Source organism: Gordonia sp. NPDC003376, from assembly GCF_053589235.1.
The window spans coordinates 1-19,981 of record NZ_JBSFRM010000003.1; the positions used below are offsets into that span (position 1 = coordinate 1).

Consider the following 19,981-nt stretch of genomic DNA (forward strand, 5'->3'; position numbering starts at 1 on the left):
AAGCCGGCGTTTCAACACAATCCTTCAACCAGGAAAGCAAAACCTGACCAAAAAATAATACTCAAAACAATCTGGCATCAAAAAACTTCATAAACAATGAACTCCCTGACACCACAAAAATATGGCATCAAACAATCCACCAACACACTATCGAGTTCTCAAAGAACACACACCCACCAACACCACCCCACACAAGGGGGCGAACTCCAGTGAGCTGTACTCGTCTTTTTGGCTTCGCTACCCGATCCCGGGCAACTTCTCCAGCGTACTAGACCCGCTCCGCGTGTGCAACTCGGGAGTTGCTCGCTCGGTGAGACCCAGCTGCCCCGCATCGTCCGGACCATGTCCGGACACCTCGCTGACCCCGATTCCGTGTGGCCCCGGGGTCGTGCTCTCTGCGGTGCAACAAGAAAGTTACACACACAAGAACGGGGCGTCAAATTGCCTGGTCAGCGGCCTGGATCGACGGTTGGTGCGGCGCTACCGGTCGAACCGGGCGCCGGCGAAGGACTTCTTGCCTCGACGGATCACCAGCCATCGCCCGTGGAGCAGGTCGGTATCGGCCGGGGTCCATTCGGCATCGGTGATCTTGACGTTGTTCACGTACGCACCGCCTTCGCCGATCGCACGCCGCGCTGCCTTGTTGCTCTCCGACAGACCCGAGTCGACGAGGAGCTCGACGATCGTCGGGGTCGTCTCGGCGTACGCGGCGATCCGGGTCTCCCCCAGCGCAGCTGCGAGAGTCCCCTCGTCCAGGCCGTCCAACTCTCCCCGTCCGAACAGGGCCTGACTCGCCAGCTCGACGCCGGCGGTCGCGGCCGCCCCGTGGATGAGCGTTGTCATCTCCGCAGCCAGTCGTTTCTGCGCGGTCCGCAGATGCGGCTTCTCCGTCGTGAGCTGCTCGAGCTCGGCGATCTCCTCACGTCCGAGGAAGGTGAACCACTTGAGGTAGCGCACGACGTCGGCGTCGGCCGTGTTCACGAAGTACTGGTACCAGGCGTACGGACTGGTCAGGTCGGCGTCGAGCCAGAGACTTCCGCCACCGGTGGACTTGCCGAACTTCTTGCCGTCCGACGAGGTCACCAGCGGCACGGTCATCGCGTGCACGCTCTCCCCGTCCACCCGGCGGCACAGGTCGACGCCGCCGATGATGTTGCCCCACTGATCCGAGCCGCCGATCTGCAGGACGCAGTCATAGCGGCGTCGCAGCTGCAGGAAGTCGTTCGACTGTAGGAGGATGTAGCTGAACTCCGCGTAGCTGATGCCATCGGTCTCGAGCCGCCGCTTGACCGTCTCCCGGGCCAACATCACGTTCACCGAGAAGTGCTTGCCGAGATCGCGAAGGAAGTCCACGACGCTCATCTGCCCGGTCCAGTCCAGGTTGTTCACCAGGACCGCACTGTTGGCGGCGTCGTCGATGGTCACGAATCGTCGGAGTTGACCGCCGATGCGATCGGCCCAGCCGGCAACGGTGTCGGCCGGGTTCATACTGCGCTCGCCGACCTCGCGGGGATCACCGATCAGCCCGGTGGCCCCACCGGCGAGGACCAGCGGGCGGTGACCGGCGAGCTGAAATCGGCGCAGTGTCAGCAGCGGCACCAGATGACCGGCATGCAGGCTGGCCGCGGTCGGATCGAATCCGGCATAGAGGGTGATCGACCCCTCGTCGAGGACCTTGCGCAGTTCGTCGAGGTCGGTGGACTGCGCGATCAGACCGCGCCATTCCAGTTCGTCGATGATGTCGATCGTCGTCTCCGGGGTCTGTCCACTCACGGGTTCGAGTTTCTCATCCCTCGACCGAGGCACCGGTGCCGGGATGCTGCGGGGGCTACTGTCCGCCGGTGAGCCGGGCGTGTTCGGCATCGTCGACGGCGCGCGCCTCGTCGGCGAGCATCACCGGGATACCGTCCGGGTCGATCCGGTAGGCGACGTGGAGTCGCGGGTTGTAGAGCTCGTCGCCTGCGTCGACCAGCGGCCCCCGATCCTGGGGGCAGACCAACCGCTCTCGGACGATGGGGTCGATCGCTTCTGCACGAGACATCTCGCTGACTCCTCCCGGGGATCGCGTCGTGACGCGTCCCCTCCGCTCGGTGTGGATCCACTCATCAGTGGGTCCCCTGTCACCGTATCGACGACTGGGCGGTGGTTCCTGTGGTGGTCCACCCCAGGCGCGTCATCGCCGCCCGCGTGTACCGGCGATAACGGCCCTCCTCGTCGCGGTACCACATGCCCGCGGCCGGCCGGGGAACCCCGTCGGCGACCAGGCCGGCCGCGACCGGTCGATAGGACCCCGACACCGGGATCTCGTCGACGAGGCAGATCAGGTGCGGGCGCTGCTCGGCCGGCAGATCACCGAGCGCGACCCTCAGCTGGGTGACGGTGAGCGCCTCCGGCCTGGCATCGGTGCGCACGGTGATCGCGGCGATCGCGATCTGTCCGCCGGGTACCGTCACGCCATAGGCGACCACCTGGTCGACCAGTACGAGCCGCGACATCGCGCGTTGGATCGGCGGCAGGTACACGATCCCCGCTGCCGACCTCACCGCAGAATCGACCGATCCCATGAACCACAGGTCGTCGTCGGCGTCTCGATAGAACAGATGCCCCGACACCTCCCAGCGGTCATGGGCGGTGAAGACGTCCCGCAACACCGTCGACGACGCGTCGAACCGATACTTCGTGCGCGACAGCAGCAATCCGACCTCGCCGGGCTCGGTGCGCCGGACGAAGCCGCCCTCGCCGTCGATCAGCTGCAGGTTCACGAGGTCGAATGCGGCGATCTCCACCGCGTTGGTCTCCGGCAGTGCGCGGCCCATGGCGCCGACCTTGTCGCCGGTGATGTTGGCCAGGATCGCCGATCCGTCGGCGGTGGCGAAGAACTCGAGCACACGGGCACGCGGAAAGCTGCCGACCACCTCGTCCCAGAGGCCGGCCGGCATCCCCGATCCCATGAACAGCCGAACCTGGTTGTGCTGGTTGATCCGGAAGCCCTCGGCCCGCACGACCTCGCGCATCATCGTCCAGGTGTAGGAGACCACCGTGACGCCGTATCGCTGGACCTCGGTGGCGAAGGTGTCGATGTCGACGCCGTTCGACAGGGCGATCCGGGATCGGCCGACGACGGTGGCGCCGAGTGTGGTCAGCAGTCCCGACGCGTGGTGCATCGGCGGCAGGCAGTAGACGGTGTCACGGTCGGTGAGGCCCGCTGCCGACGCCGCACCGAATGCCGACATCGCGAAGCGGTGGTTGGTCACCGGCCAGGTCTCGAGTTTGCCCTGGGTCCGGGTGAACAGGATGAACGCGAGGTCGGCGGCCAGCCCCGGATCCGGGCGATACCAGCGCGGGATCTCGACGGTGCTCGGATCGATCTGTTCCATGTCGACGATCCGATGCCCGTCGGCCCGGTCGATCTCACGCGAATCACCGCTGCCACCGCCGAGGATCAGGACCCGATCGCAGTGTGCGGCCGCGGTGTCGACGTTCTTGGGGTCGGCGATCACCACCGAGCACGCCGCGAGGCGCAGCATCTCGCCGAGGTCGGCGTCGGCTGCCGGCAACGCCGCGACCGCACCGAGCCGGGACAGCGCGGCGACCACAACCAGCGCGCTCGGTCGCGTGTCCATCAGCACTCCCACGTGCTGACCCGGTCGGATCCCGCATTCGACGAGACCGGCCACGACGTTGTCGATCCGGACGTTGACCTGTGCGTGTGTCAGTACCCGGCTCTCGAACAGGAACAGTTCCTTGTCACCACCACGTCTGGTGTTCTCGGCCATCAGTTTGCCGAGTGAGATCTGGGTGCCTGCCTGGATCTGTCCGAGCCGGAACAGTCGGGGCACGGTACGCACCGACTCCTGGGCTACCGCCCGTGAGGCGCGACGCGCGTTGGACGCCATGCTCAGCAGTTCCCGGGTCACGCCGGCACCGGCGTCGGCGACCGAACCCAGCCCATAGGTGATGCGGGAGGTCAGACTGACGCCGCTGCCGTGGCCCGGTTCCGGCACTTCCATGGGCTCGATCAGTTCGGGGCGCTCGCCCATCCCGGACTGCCACGCGATCCATTCGGCGGTCACCGGCCAGGTGTGCGCACCGGACGCGCTGCCCACGACGAGGCCGAAATGACCGACGGGAAGCCGGGATTCGTAGACTTCGGCATCGGGCGCGGCCCGTACGATCCCGCGGACCGCGGCCGGCTGACCGATGTCGTCGGCCTCACCCACGAACGCCAGGACCGGGCAGGTGATCTCGGCGAGCGTGACCACCTCACCGTTGATCACGAAGCCACCGCCGACCATGCGGTTGTGCACGACGAACTGTCGGAGGAGTTCGGCGATCGCCGGGCCCGACCATGCGACCCACCCGTCGGATTCCAGGAAACGCCGCTGATCCTCGCGCGGCAGCAGCGCGTCCCGATCGTGCAGCTGACGGAGGAAGTCGAGTCGGCTGCGGGCGGTCTTGACCGGGTCGAGCATCTGGAAGCCCAACCGCGCCAGCCATCCGGGAACCCACAGGTGGCCGACGACGCGGTCGGCGAGGATCTCCGCACCCGGGACCACCAGTCCGGCCGGCAGCCCCAGGGGCAACGCCGCGAGAACGTCGACGGGACTGCCGAACGTGATCAGGCTGGCGATGTTCCTCGACCGGCGGTACGCGGCGGCCTGGTAGGCGAACATCCCGCCCTGCGAATACCCGCCGAGGTGGACGTCCTTGCCGGTGGCCTCGACGATCAGGTCGATGGCGCGACTGATGGCGACGACATGATCGGCGAGGTCACGTTCCAGCCCGCCCTCCTCGGTGTCGGGTGAACCGAAGTCGATCACCCAGGGCGTGATCCCGTCGCGGTCCAGGATCGACACCGCACCGTTGTGTTCGGTGACGTCATAGACGTTCGCCGACACCATCATCGGCGGGATGAGCACCACGTTGGGGCCGGTCGACGGCGAGTCCGGGAAGTACCGCCGCAGCTTGAACATCTTCTCGGTCTCGACCACGACGAACGGAGCCGGTTCGGTACCGGTCTCCAGTCCGCCGAGGCGAAGGACCTCGAGTCCGTTCTGTGCGGTGGCGAGAACTCGTTCGACCACCCCGCCGATGTCCGGAACGCCGCCGAATCCCACCATCGATGCGCCTCCCCGTCGTCGAACACTGTGGCCCGGTTCACTCTACCCACCCGGACCACACCGGATGCACAACCTCAGGCGGTGTCGCGACCACCCCATCGGGCACGGAGGCGGGCGACCTCGTCGGCGAGGACCGACAACTGGCGCTGCACCTGTTCAGGGGCGGTGCCGCCGTGGGCATTTCGCGATTCGATCGAGCCGCGCACGGTGAGCACCTCACGAACCTGCGGGGTCAGGGCCGGATCGATGGAGGCGAACGTTTCGTCGTCGAGCTCGTCGAGTCCGACGCCGCGGCCCTCCGCCTCCCGCACGCACGCCCCGGCGACCTCATGGGCCACCCGGAACGGCACGCCCTGGCGCACCAGCCATTCGGCGATGTCGGTGGCGAGCGTGAAGCCGGCAGGCGCGAGTTCGGCCATCCGGTCCTCGTGGAACTCCAGGGTGGCCACGAGCCCGGTGATCGCCGGCAACAGCAGCTCGAGCTGTGCGACCGCGTCGAAGACCGGCTCCTTGTCCTCCTGGAGATCACGGTTGTAGGCCAGGGGCTGCGCCTTGAGCGTGGCGAGCAGGCCGGTGAGGTCACCGATCAGCCTGCCCGCCTTGCCGCGGGTGAGCTCGGCGACGTCCGGGTTCTTCTTCTGCGGCATGATCGAGCTCCCGGTCGACCATGCGTCGGCCAGGGTGACATAGCCGAATTCCGGTGTGCTCCAGAGGATCACCTCTTCGGACAGGCGCGAGAGGTCGACGGCGATCATCGCGAAGACGAATGCCGCCTCGGCGGCGAAGTCGCGTGCGGACGTCGCATCGATCGAGTTCTCGGCGGGTCCGTCGAAGCCGAGCTCGGCAGCGATCGCCGCCGGATCGAGACCCAGCGACGAGCCGGCGAGCGCCCCGGAACCGTACGGCGACACCGCGGTCCGGCGATCGGCATCGCCGAGCCGGTCGATGTCACGGATCAGCGGCTGCGCGTGGGCGAGCAGGTGATGCGCCAGCAGCACCGGCTGCGCGGCCTGCAGGTGTGTCTTTCCCGGCATCACCGCATCGGGGTGGGCCGCGGCCTGCGCGGTGAGCGCCTCGACCACGTCGAGCAACCGCAGCGCGATACGGCCCAGGGCCGCACGCACCCACATCCGGAAAAGCGTGGCCACCTGGTCGTTCCGCGACCGGCCGGCCCGCAGCCGCCCACCGAGCTCGGCACCGACCCGCTCGATCAGTCCCCGCTCGAGCGCACCGTGCACGTCCTCGTCCGACTCGGCCGGGGTGAAGGTGCCGTCGGCGACGTCGGTCGCGAGCCGATCGAGCCCGGCCAGCATCCCCGCCAGGTCGTCGTCGGCGAGCAGCCCGGCCGAGTTCAACACCCGCGCATGCGCCTTGGATGCGCGGATGTCGAACGGAGCCAGGGCCCAGTCGAAATGGGTGGACTTGCTCAGGGCGGCCATGGCCGCGGCCGGTCCGTCGGCGAACCGGCCACCCCACAGCGAACCCTCGTTGGTGGTACCGCCGCCGTGCGGATCGTCACTCACCGAACAGATCCCGACGGGCGGCGATCTTCGACGACAGGCCGTGCAGCTCGACGAAACCGCGGGCGGCGGACTGGTCGAAGCTGTCGCCCTCGTCGTAGGTGGCCAGATTGAAGTCGTACAGCGACTCCGAGCTGCGGCGACCGTTGACCGTGATGTGACCACCGTGCAGCACCAGGCGGATGTCGCCGGAGACGTGCTCCTGGGTGGAATCGACGAAGGCGTCCAGCGAACGCTTCAGCGGTGAGAACCAGAGACCGTCGTAGATCAGCTCGGCCCACTTCTGGTCGGTGTGGCGCTTGTAGCGCCCGAGCTCACGCTCGAGGGTGACGTGCTCGAGCTCGGAGTGGGCCGTGATCAGCACCATCGCGCCCGGGGCCTCGTAGACCTCGCGGCTCTTGATGCCCACCAGACGGTCCTCGACCACGTCGAGCCGGCCGACGCCCTGCGCACCGGCACGACGGTTGAGCTCCTCGATTGCCTGCAGCATGCTGACCGGACGGCCGTCGATCGCCACCGGACGTCCCTTGTCGAAGGAGATGATCACCTCGTCGGGTGCCTGCCAGTTGACCGTCGGATCCTCGGTGTAGGAGTAGACGTCCTTGGTGGGGGCGTTCCACAGGTCCTCGAGGAAGCCGGTCTCCACCGCGCGGCCCCACACGTTCTGGTCGATCGAGAACGGCGACTTCTTGGTGACGTTGATCGGGATGTCGTTCTGCTCGGCGAAGGAGATGGCCTTCTCCCGGGTCCAGGCGTAGTCACGAACCGGTGCGATGACCTCGAGATCGGGTGCGAGGGAAGCGAAGCCGACTTCGAAGCGGACCTGGTCGTTGCCCTTGCCGGTGCAGCCGTGGGCCACGACGGTGCCACCGTGGTCGCGTGCCGCGGTGACCAAGTGCTTGGCGATCAGCGGTCGCGACAGCGCCGACACCAGCGGGTAACGGTCCATGTAGAGGGCGTTGGCGGTGATGGCGGGCAGACAGTAATCGTCGGCGAACTCATCGCGGGCATCCACCAGCACGGCCTCGACCGCACCGCAGTCGAGGGCACGCTGACGCACGACCTCCATGTCCTCGCCGCCCTGACCCAGGTCGAGGGCCACGGCGACGACCTCCTTGCCGGTCTCCTTGCCGATCCAGCTGATGGCGACCGAGGTGTCCAGTCCGCCGGAGTATGCGAGTACGACGCGCTCGGCCATGGTGTTGATCTCCTTGTTTCTCTTCGGTGAGTTCGGTGGTGACGTCCGGGTGGTGGACGTCGCGCCCGGGTGCACGGGCGGTGGGCTGGTGATGTTCTTCGTCGGGTGTTGATTATCGGTCGCGAGGGCGGATGCGCTCGCCACCGGGGGGCGCGTCGGGTCTCGGTGTCGGCGTCGTCACACGAGACCCTCGATTCGTCGGGCCAGCTCCGCGCCGTCGACGGGTTCGCGGGCGCACACGAAGATCGTGTCGTCGCCGGCGATCGTGCCCACCACATCCGGCAGGCTGGCGCGGTCGATCGCGCTGGCCAGATAGTGCGCGGCCCCCGGCGGGGTGCGCAGCACGGCGAGGTTCCCACTGGCATCGGTCGATACCAGCAGCTCGCCGAGCAGCCGGGACAGGCGATCGGTGCCACCGGACACACCGCGGACCGGTGATCCGTCCTCGGGCACGACGTAGACACCGGCCCCGCCGTCGGCGGCCCGCAGCTTGACCGCGCCGAGTTCGTCGAGATCACGCGAGATGGTCGCCTGGGTGGCGTCCACCCCGTGTGAGGCGAGGAGGTCCTGGAGCTCGGACTGACTGCGCACCTGATGATTGGCCAGGATGTCGATGATCAACGCGTGCCGTCCGGCGCGGGTGGTCGCCAGCCGGGACACCGGGTGCCCGGCCGGGCCCGGGGCGATCTGCTTGTCCGGGAGGCTCACTGGTGCTCCAGCAACCAGATCAGCAACGCCTTCTGCGCGTGCAGACGGTTCTCCGCCTCGTCGAACACCGCACTGGCCGGGCCGTCGATCACCTCGTCGGTGATCTCGTCCCCGCGGTGAGCGGGCAGACAGTGCAGCACGAGGGCGTCGGCGGCGGCCAGCGCGCACAGCTCGGCATTGATCTGATATGGCCGGAACGGCGCCTTGCGGTCCTTGCCGTCGTCCTCCTGCCCCATCGACACCCAGGTGTCGGTCACCAGGACGTCGGCGCCGGTCGACGCCGCGACCGGATCGCCGACCACGGCCACCGAACCACCGGTCAGCGCGGCCCGGGCCTCGACGTCGGCGATGACGTGCGGGTCCGGCTGGAAGCCCTCGGGTGCACTGATCGTCACGTGCATCCCGGCGGTCACGCCGCCGAGCGCCAGGGAGTGGGCCATGTTGTTGGCGCCATCACCGAGGTAGGTCATCCGCAACCCGGCGGTCGCCCCCTTCCGCTCGATGATCGTCTGCAGGTCGGCGAGCACCTGGCACGGGTGAAAGGTGTCCGAGAGCGCGTTGACCACCGGGATGCTCGCAGTGGAGGCGATCGTCTCGAGCCGGTCCTGGCCGAAGGTGCGCCACACCAGGGCGTCGACGAACCGGGACAGCACACGCCCGGTGTCCTCGAGGGTCTCTTCCCGGCCGAGCTGGGTGCTGCGACCGTCGACGACCACAGCGTGCCCCCCGAGCTGGGAGATGCCCATCTCGAACGAGAACCGGGTGCGGGTGGAGTTCTTGTCGAAGATCACGCCCACCCCGCGCGGGCCCTCGAGCGGACGATGCGCGAACGGGTTGCGCTTGACCTCGGCGGCGAGGGCGAGTACCTCCGCCTGCTCGGCCGGGGTGAGGTCGTCGTCGCGCAGGAAGTGCCGGGTCATGCCTTCACCTCGGTCTCCGTTGCGGACTCTGCTGCGGCCGCGTCGAGGAATCCGGGGAGTGCCGCGACGAAGTCGCCGGCCTGTTGCTCGGTCAGGATCAGCGGCGGCGCGAGCCTGATCACGTCGGGGGCCGGAGCGTTGACCAGGAAGCCGCCGGCGCGCGCGGCACTCTCGACCGCGGCCGAGCGCGGTGCGGTGAGCACGATGCCGAGCAGCAGACCCGAGCCCCGCACGGTGGAGACCAGCGGATGGCCGAGGTCCTCAACCCCCGCGGCGAGCGACTTGCCCACTGCCGCAACGTGTTCGACGAGGTTGTGCTCGTCGATCTCGGCGAGCACGGCGAGCGCCGCGGCCGCGCTGACCGGGTTGCCGCCGAAGGTGGTCCCGTGCTGTCCGGGGGTGAACAGGTCGGCGGCCGGGCCGGTGGCCAGACATGCACCGATGGGCAGCCCGCCGCCGAGTCCCTTGGCCAGGGTCATCACGTCGGGCACCACGCCGGCCGCCTGGTGGGCGAAGAACGACCCGGTCCGGCCGATCCCGGTCTGCACCTCGTCCAGGATCAGCAGGGCACCACGCTCGGCGGTGATCCGCCGGGCGTGCGCCAGGTAGTCGGCGGGCGGCACGACCACGCCGGCCTCACCCAGGATCGGTTCGAGGATCACCGCTGCGGTCTGCTCGCCGACGGCGGCGTCGAGGGCCTCGACGTCGCCGTAGGGCACGAAGTCGACGCCTGCGGGCATCGGTTCGAACGGCGCCCGCTTGGCGGGCTGGCCGGTCATGGCCAGCGCACCCATGGTCCGGCCGTGGAAGGCCTTCTCCGCGGCGATGATCTGGGGTCGGCCGGTGCGCCGCGCGAGCTTGAACGCGGCCTCGTTGGCCTCGGTGCCGGAGTTGCAGAAGAACGCCCGGCCGGGGTGCCCGAACTTGTCGAGCAGCCGCTCGGCCAGTTCGACGACGGGCGGGCTGATATAGAGGTTCGAGACGTGGCCCAGGGTCTGCAACTGCGCGGTGACGGCCTCGATGATCGCCGGGTGGGCGTGGCCGAGTGCATTCACCGCGATCCCGCCGAGCAGGTCGAGATAGCGGTTGCCCTCGGCGTCCCACACGTAGGCGCCCTCGCCCTTCTCCAGGGCGACGGCCGGGGTGCCGTAGTTGTTCATCAGCGCGGACGACCACCGCTGCTGCCAGGGTGCGGTCATGAGGTTGCCTTCGGATCTGATTCCGTGGAATCGGTTGTGGACGTGATGTTCTCGGGGCTGACGACGGTGGTGCCGACGCGCGAGGAGGTGAGCAGTTGGCCGAGCACCGCATGCGGGACGCGCCCGTCGATGACGTGGGCTCGCGACACTCCCCCGGTGACCGCACGCAGGCACGCCTCCATCTTCGGGACCATGCCCGAGTCCAGCTTCGGCAGCAGCGCCTCCAGATCGTCGGTGCCGATCTGCGAGGCCAACGAGGAGCGGTCGGGCCAGTCGGTGTAGAGCCCCTCGACGTCGGTCAGCATCACCAGGCGTGACGCGCCGAGCGCCTCGGCGAGGGCACCGGCCGCGGTGTCGGCGTTGATGTTGTGGACCACACCGTCGCGGTCGGGGGCGATCGTGGAGATCACCGGAATCCGGCCTGCGGCGAGCAGATCGGCGACGACGGTGGTGTTCACCGAGGTGATGTCGCCGACCAGCCCGATGTCGGTGGCCACCCCGTCGACCAGCACGGTGCGCCGGGTGGCGGTGAACAGGTGGGCGTCCTCGCCGGTGAGCCCCACGGCGTATGGGCCGTAGGCGTTGATCAACCCGACCAGCTCGCGACCGACCTGACCGAACAGCACCATCCGGGCCACGTCCATGACCTCGGGGGTGGTCACCCGGAAGCCGCCGCGGAACTCGCCGGACAGACCGAGGCGGGTGAGCATCGCCGAGATCTGCGGCCCACCGCCGTGGACCACCACCGGGTGCATGCCGCAGGCACGCAGGTAGACGATGTCGGCGGCGAAGGCCCGCTTGAGATCGTCGTCGACCATCGCGTTGCCGCCGTATTTGACCACCACCGTCGCGCCGTGCAGGGCCTGCAGCGCGGGCAGGGTCGATGCGAGCACCGCCGCAGCGGTCGCGTCGGGGGCGGTGGCGCCGAAAGCCTCACTCATGACGAATACGCCGAGTTCTCTTCGACGTAGGCGTGCGAGAGGTCGGTGGTGCGGACCATGCCGGACGCGTCACCGAGGCCGAGGTCGATGGCGACCGCGATGTCGGTGCCGGACAGGTCCACGTCGCGTGCCCCGGATACACCCGTTCCGTCGACGCACACCGCACTTCCGTTGAACGACACCGCGATCCGGTCGGCCTCGATGGTCACCGGGGCGATCCCGACCGCGGCCAGCACGCGACCCCAGTTGGGGTCGGAACCGAACAGCGCGGTCTTGACGAGCGAGTCGCGGGCGACGGTGCGGGCCACCGCGATCGCGTCGTCCTCGGTGTGTGCACCGTTGACGGTGATGGTGACGCGCTTGGTGACGCCCTCGGCGTCGGCCATCATCTGGGCGGCGAGGTCGTCGCACACCGCGAGCACCGCGGCGTCGAGGTCGGCCTGCTCCACCGGGATCTGGCTCGCGCCCGAACTCATCAGCAGGACGGTGTCATTGGTGGAGGTCGAGCCGTCGATGTCGAGCCGGTCGAAGGTCTTGACCGTCGCACGCCGCAATGCGGTGTCGAGTTGCTCGGTGGTGGCGCGCGCGTCGGTGGTGAGCACCACCAGCATGGTGGCCAGCGACGGCGCCATCATCCCGGCACCCTTGCCCATACCGCCGACATTCCAGCCCTGCGGATGATGCAGCGCAGCCTGTTTCGGCACGGTGTCGGTGGTCATGATGGCGTGCGCCGCGTCGAGTCCACCGGACAGCCCACCGCCCATCTCGTGGACGATCTCGGTCACGCCGGCCAGCACCTTGTCCATCGGCAGCCGGTCACCGATCAGCCCGGTCGAGCACACGGCGACCTCGACGGCGCCGGTCTCGGTGCCCCAGTTGCTCAGCGCCTGGGCGACGGCCTCGGCGGTGGCATGGGCGTCCTGGAACCCGCCCGGCCCGGTACACGCGTTGGCACCGCCCGAGTTCAGGATCACCGCACGCAGCCGTCCGGTGGTGAGCACCTGCTGCGACCACAGCACCGGAGCGGCCTTGACCTGGTTGCGGGTGAACACACCCGCGGCGCCGTAGTCGGGTCCCTCGTTGAAGACGAGCGCGAGGTCGGGCTTGCCGGACGCCTTGATCCCGGCGGTGATGCCTGCGCCACGGAAACCGAGGGGACCGGTGACACCCTGGTTGCGCACCAGTCGCGGCGCATCCAGCGGGGCGCCGCCGACGATGCGGTCGTCCCCTGAATCGGTGATCTGATTGCCGGTCATCTGTCCGTCCTGTGCGGTCACGGAGCCACTCCCACGGTACTCAGTCCTTCTGCCTCATCCCAGCCCAACGCCAGGTTCATCGATTGCACTGCCGCCCCACCGGTGCCCTTGGTGAGGTTGTCGATCGCACCGACGGCCACCATCGTCCCGGCCCGCTCGTCGACGGTCACCGCGACCTGGACCGCATTGGAGCCGATCACCGAGCCGGTCGCCGGCAGCGAGCCGGCCGGCAGCAGGTGGACGAATTGCTCGTCGGCATAAGCCCTTTCATAGACCGCATGCATCTCGTCGGCCGAGGCGGAGGTGCGGGCGGTACAGGTGGCGAGGATGCCGCGTGACATCGGGACCAGGACCGGGGTGAACGACACCGACACCGGCAGATCCGCCGCCGCCGACAGCGCCTGCGCGATCTCGGGGGTGTGCCGGTGCACGCCGCCGACGCCGTATGCACGGGCCGATCCGATCACCTCGGAGGCCAGCAGATCGACCTTGGGCGCCCGGCCGGCTCCGGAGGTGCCGCTGACCGCCACCACGGTCACCGACGGCTCCACCAGGCCCGCGGCGACCGCCGGGAGCAGCGACAGGATCGAGATCGTCGGATAGCAACCCGGCACCGCGATCCGGCCGGCGTCCTTGAGGACCTCCCGGTTGCCCGGGAGTTCCGGCAGCCCGTAGGGCCAGGTCCCGGCGTGGGCGCCACCGTAGTAGGCGGTCCAGTCGGCCGGGTCCTGGAGTCGGAAGTCGGCGCCGCAGTCGATGATCAGTGTCGTGGGCGGGAGGGCGTCCGCGATCACCGCGGAGGTGCCGTGCGGCAGACCCAGGAACACCACGTCATGTCCCGCCAGGATCTCCGGGGTGGTCTCGTCGAGGACCCGACCGGCGAGCGGCAGCAGATGCGGATGCAGCGACCCGAGGGTGCTGCCGGCGTTTCCGCCGGCGGTCAGGGCCCCGATCTCCAGTTCCCCCGATCGCAGTCGTGGATGTCCGCACAACAGACGCAGGATCTCTCCACCCGCGTAGCCACTGGCGCCGGCGACTGCAACCTTGATCGTCATAGGAACATTATGCACTCCTATGCAAATACATTCACACACCGGGTCGACCGGATGGATGTCCACCCCGATCGGCGGAGGTCGATCGGGGTGGACGAGCCGTCCGGATCAGCGCAGGCGCGCGCCCACCCGTCCGCTCGCGACCTCGACCGCCGCGAGCTTTGCCGCGTTGGCCTCGTCCTCGGTGAGGGTGCGATCGTCGGCACGGAACCGCAACGCGAAGGTCAGCGACTTGTGCCCGGCGCCGACCTGGCTGCCGGTGAACACGTCGAACAGCTCGATCGCCTCGAGTAGTTCGCCGGCACCGTCGCGCAACGCGTGCTCGACGTCGGCGGCGGGCACGTCCTCGGCGACGACCACCGCGACGTCCTGCAGCACCGCCGGGAAGACGCTGACGTCGGGGGCGGGCAGCACCGTGGTGAGCGGCAGGGCATCGATGTCGACCTCGACCGCACACAGCCGCTTGGGCAGCCCCGCCTTCTCGAGGACCGCCGGGTGCAGCTCACCGGCGTATCCGACGGTGGTGCCGTCGACGCTGATCCGCGCGCAGCGGCCCGGATGCCAGGGCTTCTCCTGGGCCGCCGACAACTCGACGGTGACCCCGGAGGCCCGGCCGATGCTGCGTGCGGCCTCGAAGGCGTCGAGGTGGTCGGCCACCCGGCCCGGACCCCACGGGCCGGCCGGATCGTGCAGGCCGGTCAGCACCACGGCGACATGCAGCGGCTGGTCGGGCAGGGAGGCGTCGAGGGCGGCGATCTCCTCGTCGGCGGGTCGGCGGGTGACGTCGAGGGCACCCACCGGGGTGACGTTCTCGCCGGCGATCACCACCTGGCCGATGGTGTACAGCGACAGGTCCCGCTGACCGCGGGCGATGTTGCGGGCGGCCATCTCCAGCAGTCCGGGCAACAGGGTCGTGTTGAGCTCGGGACGGTCGGACTCGAGAGGGTTGAGCACCCTGACGGTCTTGCGGCGTTCGTCGTCGGCGGCCAGGTCCCACTGGTCGAAGACCCCGGCGGGCATGAACGGGTACGGCAGTACTTCGACATATCCGCCGAGCGCCAGGGTCCGACCGATGCTGCGGCGTCGACGCTGCTGAGCGGTCAGACCGGTGCCGCCGGGCGCGGTGGGGAGTACGGCCGGGATGTCCTCGAGACCCTCCAGGCGCAGCACCTCCTCGACCAGGTCGGCGCGCTGGCGCAGGTCCGGACGCCACGACGGCGGGGTGACCTCGAGCGGATCCGTCCCGGTGACGGTGCACCCGACCTCGACCAGCCGTACCGCGGTGGTCCCCGCCGGATAGGTGACACCTGCAGTGCGATCGGGCTCGTCGGCGGCGATCGTGATGGACCCGATCGACGGCAGCTCGATCCGCGCCTCCGACAACGGGGAGGTGACCGTGCCACCGGCGATCTCGACGATCAGGCCGGCCGCACGGTCGGATGCGGCGACGGTGATCTCGGGGTCGACGATGCGCTCGAACCGCTTGCTCGCCTCAGAGGTCAGCTTGTGGCGCTTGCCGGTACGGAAGACGCGCACCGGGTCGAAGGTGGCCGACTCGAGCAGCACGCGGGTGGTCCCGGCGCCGACCTCGGTGGCGCCGCCGCCCATGACGCCGGCCAGCGCGATGGGGCCGCTGTCGTCGGCGATCACGACATCCTCGGGATCGAGTTCGCGGACGACGTCGTCGAGCGTGGTCAGCTTCTCCCCCGGCGCCGCGTTGCGCACGGTCACGGTGCCGGTGATCTTGTCGGCGTCGAAGGCGTGCAGCGGCTGACCGAGTTCGATCATCACGTAATTGGTGACGTCGACGATCGCCGAGATGGGCCGGATGCCGGCCACCAGCAGACGCTTCTGCATCCACCACGGTGAGACCGCCGAGGCGTCGACCCCCTCGATGATGCGGGCGGTGTACCGCGTGGCGGCCGAGGTCGGGTCGATCGCGACCGGCCAGGCCTCGCCACCGTCGACGGTGATCTCCTTGACCGTCTGGCCGGGATCGACAAAGGGCACCGAGAAGCTGCCCGCGAGTTCGCGGCCGAGACCGCGCACCGAGAAGGCGTAGCCGCGGTCGGGGGTCACGTTCACGTCGATCGCGACGTCGTCGAGACCGAGGACCTCACGTGCATCGGCGCCGGGCTCGGCGGTGCCGGGGGCCAGCACCAGGATTCCGCTGTGGTCGGTGCCGACACCCAGTTCCGACACCGAGCAGATCATGCCGTTGGAGATCTGACCGTAGGTCTTGCGGGCGGCGATCTCGAAGCCGCCGGGCAGCACGGTTCCGGGCAGGGATGCGACGATCAGGTCCCCCTCGGCGAAATTACTTGCGCCGCAGACGATTCCCGTCGGCTCACCGGCTCCCACGTCCACCATGCAGTAACGGATGGGCTTCTTGAACTCGGTGAGTTCGGTGATGGTCTCCACCCGACCGACCACCAGCGGACCGGTGATCTCCGGGAAGGGGTCGACGTCCTCGATCTCGAAGCCCACGCGGACGAAGCCGGCGTCGACCTCCTCGACCGATGCCGACCAGGTCGGATCTCCCGCTCGGAGCACCTCGGTGTACCAGGACTGTGGGGCACGCACGTCAATCAGCTACTTTCGTCGATCGTCTGACGGTATCCGGGCGGGTCAGACCGCGGGTCCGAACGGCAGGGAGAAACGGACGTCGCCCTCGACCATGTCGCGCATGTCGGTGATGTCGTTGCGGAACTGCAGGGTGCGCTCCAGACCCATACCGAACGCGAACCCGGAGTAGACGTCGGGGTCGATTCCGCTGGCACGCAACACATTCGGATTGACCATTCCGCAGCCACCCCACTCCACCCAGCCGGGGCCGCCCTTCTTGGCCGGGAACCACACGTCGACCTCGGCCGACGGCTCGGTGAACGGGAAGTAGCTCGCCCGCATGCGGGTCGTGGTCTCCGGCCCGAACAGTGCACGGGCGAAGGTCTCGAGCGTGCCGCGCAGGTTGGCCAGGGTCAGACCCTTGTCGACGGCGAGGCCCTCGATCTGATGGAAGACCGGGGTGTGGGTGGCGTCGAGCTCGTCGGTGCGGAAGGTCCGGCCGGGGCAGGCCACATAGATCGGGACGTCGCGCGTGAGCATCGAGCGCACCTGGACCGGCGAGGTGTGCGTCCGCAGCACCTGCCGCGACCCCTCGGGGGCGATGTAGAAGGTGTCCTGCATCGAGCGGGCGGGGTGATCGGGCAGGAAGTTGAGCGCATCGAAGTTGTGGTGCTCGGTCTCCACCTCGGGCCCCTCCGCGATCTCCCAGCCCATCCCGACGAAGACGTCGGCGACCTGCTCGGCGATCACGGTGATCGGATGGCGGGCACCGGCCGGGCGGCGGCGCGACGGGAGGGTGACGTCCACCGATTCGGCGACGAGCACCGCGGCGTCACGCTGCGCCTCGAGCACCTCGGTGCGGGCGGCGAGCGCCGCGGACACCCGGCCACGGACCTCGTTGACGAGCTTTCCGGCCGCGGACCGCTGATCCTTGGGCAGGGCGCCGAGCGCGCGACGCGCCAGGGCGATCGGCGAACGGTCGCCGAGGTGCTCGGTCTTCACCGCGGCCAGCGCGTCGAGGTCACCCGCCGACTCGAAGGCCTCCACCGCGGCCTGTGCTGCGGCGTCGAGTTCCTGTGGTTCGGGGAACCGGAGATCCTGCGATCCCCGGTCGTCGGCGGAAGGGGCCACGGTCGGCGAACTCCTCTTATCGCGTGTCTGATGCGGATCGTCGAAGGCCATGGATGAGCGGCACGGAGTACCGATCCGAAGGACGATCGACCCATTCGAGGGTAGTCGACGCCGTGAACGCGTTGACCTGCAGGGAGGCGAGTGCGGGTGTCATCCCGTATTTCGCCGGCGCCACGTGTCCGGGGCCGCCGTGTGTTCAGCGCCGCCGGGCGATCAGGGTCGCCTCGGGAAAGCGGCGATGGGCGTCGGGACGGATGACCATCCGTGAGTGCTCGTCGAATCCGGCGCGGCGCAGCGCCTCGGACACGGCGTCCGGATGCCATCGCCAGGCGCGCGCGACCCGATGGTCGAACTCCACCACCTCGCCGACGACGTCGCTCGCCTGCCCGGCGATACAGATCATCGCCCCGGACGGCATACGCGCGGCCCAGCCGGCGAGGATCGCGGGGATGTCGGACGGCGATACGTGGATCAGGCTGTAACGGGCCAGGATCGCGGCGACCGGGATCTCGCACAGCTCCTCGGCGCGCAGACGGGCGTCGTCGGCGAGGTAGCGGACGTGCGGGTGCAGCCGGCGAGCATGCCCGAGCATCTCGGCGCTGGGGTCGATGCCGACCGCCTCGAGCCCCGACGCCACGAGGTGGGCGGTGACCTGACCGGGTCCGCACCCGACGTCGACCACCGTGCCCGCGATCCCGCTCTCGACGACGAGATCGGCGAATCCCTCGATGATCCTGCGGTCCGCGGGCGTCGGGTACGGCGACTCGAAGGTCTGCACGTACAGGTCGGCGAGCGCGTCGTACCCGGGCCGGCTCATCGGATCTGGGCGTGGACGCGTGCGCTTTCATACAGGCAGATCGACGCCGCCGCAGCCAGATTCAGGCTCTCGGCACGGCCCCGGATCGGGATGGACACGCGGTGGTCGGCGATCGCGGTGATCGCCGTCGGCAACCCGTGCGCCTCGTTGCCGAACAGCCAGGCGGTGGGCCGGGCGAGCACGTCGTCGGCGTGATCCAGATCGAGTTCACCGTCGGCGGCGGTCGCGAGGACGACGATCCCGTTGTCCTGCAACAGGGTCAATGCGATGTCGACGTCGCGGTACCGGACGATCGGCAGGTGGAACACGCTGCCGGCACTGGCCCGCACACACTTTCCGTTGTGCGGGTCGACGGCGTCACCGAGGAGCAGCACGGCATCGGCACCCATCGCGTCGGCGGTGCGGATCAGGGTTCCGGCGTTGCCGGGTTCACGCGGTTCGACGGCCACCGCGAGCAGGCGTGGATCCTCGGCGAGCACCGACGCCAGGTCGGCGTCGAGGAGCCGGCAGACCGCGAAGACTCCCGGTGCGGTGGTGGCCTCCGACAACTTCTCGGTGGCCCGCGCCGACAACCCGGACACCGGGATTCCGGCGGACGCGGCAGACGCCAGGATCTCGGTGTGCCGGTCGGTCTCGTCCTCGCGCACCAGCACGGCCTCGGCGCGGCCGGTGTCCAGCGCGGCGGTCACCGAGTTCGCGCCCTCGACCAGGAAGCGTCCCTCGGCACGGCGGACGGCCGCGCGGTGAAGCTTCGCCAACGACACGACCCGCGAGGATCGTTCGGACAGGATCTCCATCAGATCGTTCCGTCGATCACTCGCGGGTCGTGGTGTGCTCGATGAGCGCTCAGGCGGCCGGCGCATTCACATCGGCGGGCAGCGCCTTGCGGGCGACCTCGACCAGACCGGTGAAGGCCTCCGGGTCGGTCACGGCGATGTCGGCGAGCACCTTGCGGTCCACCTCGAGGCCGGCGGCCTTCAGGCCCTGGATGAAGCGGTTGTAGGTGATGTCGTTGGCGCGGGCCGCGGCGTTGATACGCGCGATCCACAGCTTGCGGAACTCGCCCTTGCGGGCGCGACGGTCCCGGTAGGCGTAGGTCATCGAGTGGAGCTGCTGCTCCTTGGCCTTGCGGTACAGGCGCGACCGCTGACCGCGGTAGCCCTTCGACGCCTCGAGGGTCGTCCGACGCTTCTTCTGGGCGTTGACCGCCCTTTTCACGCGTGCCATGTGTCAAATCCTCTTTCAGTACAGGTGATGCTCGAGAAAACCGGACCGGGTCAGCGGTTCAGCAGGCGCTTGATGCGCGGTGCGTCGTTCTCGCTGACGACGGCGGTGCCGTCGAGACGACGGGTCCGGCGGGACGACTTGTGCTCCAGCAGGTGGCGACGGTTGGCCTTCTGGCGCACGATCTTGCCGCTACCGGTCACCTTGAAGCGCTTCGCGGTGCCCTTGTGGGTCTTGCTCTTCGGCATGTTCTTCCTTCATTCGAGCGAACGAGAGCCACGCCCGCGGGTGACGGGCGCGGTTCGTCCGCAGTGCTCTGTGGTGTCGCGA

17 protein-coding genes are annotated in these 19,981 nt (G+C 68.9%); all 17 read right to left on the bottom strand.

Annotated features, from left to right (window positions below; translation table 11 throughout):
* Positions 1–480: 480 nt before the first annotated feature.
* Entirely contained in the window at positions 481–1,773 is a 1,293-nt protein-coding gene (gene tyrS, locus ACWDUA_RS04050; RefSeq protein WP_449749726.1) for a tyrosine--tRNA ligase, read from the bottom strand.
* A gap of 55 nt (positions 1,774–1,828) precedes the next feature.
* Positions 1,829–2,041 carry a Trm112 family protein gene (locus ACWDUA_RS04055; protein WP_449749727.1) on the bottom strand — a complete coding sequence of 71 codons (213 nt, stop codon included), beginning with the start codon at positions 2,039–2,041 and terminating at the stop codon, positions 1,829–1,831.
* A 79-nt stretch (positions 2,042–2,120) separates the two neighbouring features.
* On the bottom strand, positions 2,121–5,120 hold the full coding sequence (locus ACWDUA_RS04060) for an AMP-binding protein (protein WP_449749728.1): 3,000 nt from the start codon (positions 5,118–5,120) through the stop codon (positions 2,121–2,123).
* A 74-nt stretch (positions 5,121–5,194) separates the two neighbouring features.
* Positions 5,195–6,643 (bottom strand): argininosuccinate lyase, encoded by a 1,449-nt coding sequence (gene argH, locus ACWDUA_RS04065; protein ID WP_449749729.1) that lies wholly within the window; start codon positions 6,641–6,643, stop codon positions 5,195–5,197.
* Positions 6,636–7,838: an argininosuccinate synthase gene (locus tag ACWDUA_RS04070; protein ID WP_449749730.1), complete on the bottom strand. Its 1,203-nt coding sequence runs from the start codon at positions 7,836–7,838 to the stop codon at positions 6,636–6,638. Before ACWDUA_RS04070 ends, argH begins: the two co-directional genes overlap by 8 nt.
* 177 nt (positions 7,839–8,015) lie before the next feature.
* The gene (locus ACWDUA_RS04075; protein ID WP_449749731.1) at positions 8,016–8,546 is read right to left on the bottom strand and encodes an arginine repressor; all 531 of its coding nucleotides are present in this window, start codon (positions 8,544–8,546) and stop codon (positions 8,016–8,018) included.
* The gene (gene argF, locus ACWDUA_RS04080; protein ID WP_449749732.1) at positions 8,543–9,466 is read right to left on the bottom strand and encodes an ornithine carbamoyltransferase; all 924 of its coding nucleotides are present in this window, start codon (positions 9,464–9,466) and stop codon (positions 8,543–8,545) included. The genes ACWDUA_RS04075 and argF overlap by 4 nt, the downstream gene beginning before the upstream one ends.
* Positions 9,463–10,665, bottom strand: coding sequence for an acetylornithine transaminase (locus ACWDUA_RS04085; protein ID WP_449749733.1), 1,203 nt, complete (start codon positions 10,663–10,665; stop codon positions 9,463–9,465). Before ACWDUA_RS04085 ends, argF begins: the two co-directional genes overlap by 4 nt.
* Entirely contained in the window at positions 10,662–11,606 is a 945-nt protein-coding gene (argB, locus tag ACWDUA_RS04090) for an acetylglutamate kinase (protein WP_449749734.1), read from the bottom strand. The genes ACWDUA_RS04085 and argB overlap by 4 nt, the downstream gene beginning before the upstream one ends.
* Entirely contained in the window at positions 11,603–12,862 is a 1,260-nt protein-coding gene (gene argJ / locus ACWDUA_RS04095) for a bifunctional glutamate N-acetyltransferase/amino-acid acetyltransferase ArgJ (protein ID WP_449750029.1), read from the bottom strand. The genes argB and argJ overlap by 4 nt, the downstream gene beginning before the upstream one ends.
* A gap of 17 nt (positions 12,863–12,879) precedes the next feature.
* Positions 12,880–13,917, bottom strand: a complete 1,038-nt coding sequence (argC, locus tag ACWDUA_RS04100; RefSeq protein WP_449749735.1) for an N-acetyl-gamma-glutamyl-phosphate reductase — start codon at positions 13,915–13,917, stop codon at positions 12,880–12,882.
* Positions 13,918–14,022: 105 nt separating this feature from the next.
* Positions 14,023–16,497, bottom strand: coding sequence for a phenylalanine--tRNA ligase subunit beta (pheT, locus tag ACWDUA_RS04105; protein ID WP_449749736.1), 2,475 nt, complete (start codon positions 16,495–16,497; stop codon positions 14,023–14,025).
* Between the two features lie 45 nt (positions 16,498–16,542).
* The gene (gene pheS, locus ACWDUA_RS04110; protein ID WP_449749737.1) at positions 16,543–17,610 is read right to left on the bottom strand and encodes a phenylalanine--tRNA ligase subunit alpha; all 1,068 of its coding nucleotides are present in this window, start codon (positions 17,608–17,610) and stop codon (positions 16,543–16,545) included.
* Between the two features lie 196 nt (positions 17,611–17,806).
* Positions 17,807–18,427 carry a class I SAM-dependent methyltransferase gene (locus ACWDUA_RS04115; RefSeq protein ID WP_449749738.1) on the bottom strand — a complete coding sequence of 207 codons (621 nt, stop codon included), beginning with the start codon at positions 18,425–18,427 and terminating at the stop codon, positions 17,807–17,809.
* Positions 18,424–19,224, bottom strand: coding sequence for a TrmH family RNA methyltransferase (locus tag ACWDUA_RS04120; RefSeq protein ID WP_449749739.1), 801 nt, complete (start codon positions 19,222–19,224; stop codon positions 18,424–18,426). Before ACWDUA_RS04120 ends, ACWDUA_RS04115 begins: the two co-directional genes overlap by 4 nt.
* A 49-nt stretch (positions 19,225–19,273) precedes the next feature.
* Positions 19,274–19,654 (bottom strand): 50S ribosomal protein L20, encoded by a 381-nt coding sequence (rplT, locus tag ACWDUA_RS04125; RefSeq protein WP_449749740.1) that lies wholly within the window; start codon positions 19,652–19,654, stop codon positions 19,274–19,276.
* Between the two features lie 50 nt (positions 19,655–19,704).
* Positions 19,705–19,899 carry a 50S ribosomal protein L35 gene (gene rpmI / locus ACWDUA_RS04130; protein ID WP_020791720.1) on the bottom strand — a complete coding sequence of 65 codons (195 nt, stop codon included), beginning with the start codon at positions 19,897–19,899 and terminating at the stop codon, positions 19,705–19,707.
* Between the last annotated feature and the right edge of the window lie 82 nt (positions 19,900–19,981).

Coding starts and splice junctions, on each gene's coding strand:
- ACWDUA_RS04055 (WP_449749727.1), bottom strand. CDS start 2,041: ATGTCTCGTGCAGAAGCGATCGACCCCATCGTCCGAGAGCGGTTGGTC.
- ACWDUA_RS04060 (WP_449749728.1), bottom strand. CDS start 5,120: ATGGTGGGATTCGGCGGCGTTCCGGACATCGGCGGGGTGGTCGAACGA.
- ACWDUA_RS04070 (WP_449749730.1), bottom strand. CDS start 7,838: ATGGCCGAGCGCGTCGTACTCGCATACTCCGGCGGACTGGACACCTCG.
- argF (WP_449749732.1), bottom strand. CDS start 9,466: ATGACCCGGCACTTCCTGCGCGACGACGACCTCACCCCGGCCGAGCAG.
- ACWDUA_RS04085 (WP_449749733.1), bottom strand. CDS start 10,665: ATGACCGCACCCTGGCAGCAGCGGTGGTCGTCCGCGCTGATGAACAAC.
- argB (WP_449749734.1), bottom strand. CDS start 11,606: ATGAGTGAGGCTTTCGGCGCCACCGCCCCCGACGCGACCGCTGCGGCG.
- argJ (WP_449750029.1), bottom strand. CDS start 12,862: ATGACCGGCAATCAGATCACCGATTCAGGGGACGACCGCATCGTCGGC.
- argC (WP_449749735.1), bottom strand. CDS start 13,917: ATGACGATCAAGGTTGCAGTCGCCGGCGCCAGTGGCTACGCGGGTGGA.
- ACWDUA_RS04115 (WP_449749738.1), bottom strand. CDS start 18,427: ATGAGCCGGCCCGGGTACGACGCGCTCGCCGACCTGTACGTGCAGACC.
- ACWDUA_RS04120 (WP_449749739.1), bottom strand. CDS start 19,224: ATGGAGATCCTGTCCGAACGATCCTCGCGGGTCGTGTCGTTGGCGAAG.
- rplT (WP_449749740.1), bottom strand. CDS start 19,654: ATGGCACGCGTGAAAAGGGCGGTCAACGCCCAGAAGAAGCGTCGGACG.
- rpmI (WP_020791720.1), bottom strand. CDS start 19,899: ATGCCGAAGAGCAAGACCCACAAGGGCACCGCGAAGCGCTTCAAGGTG.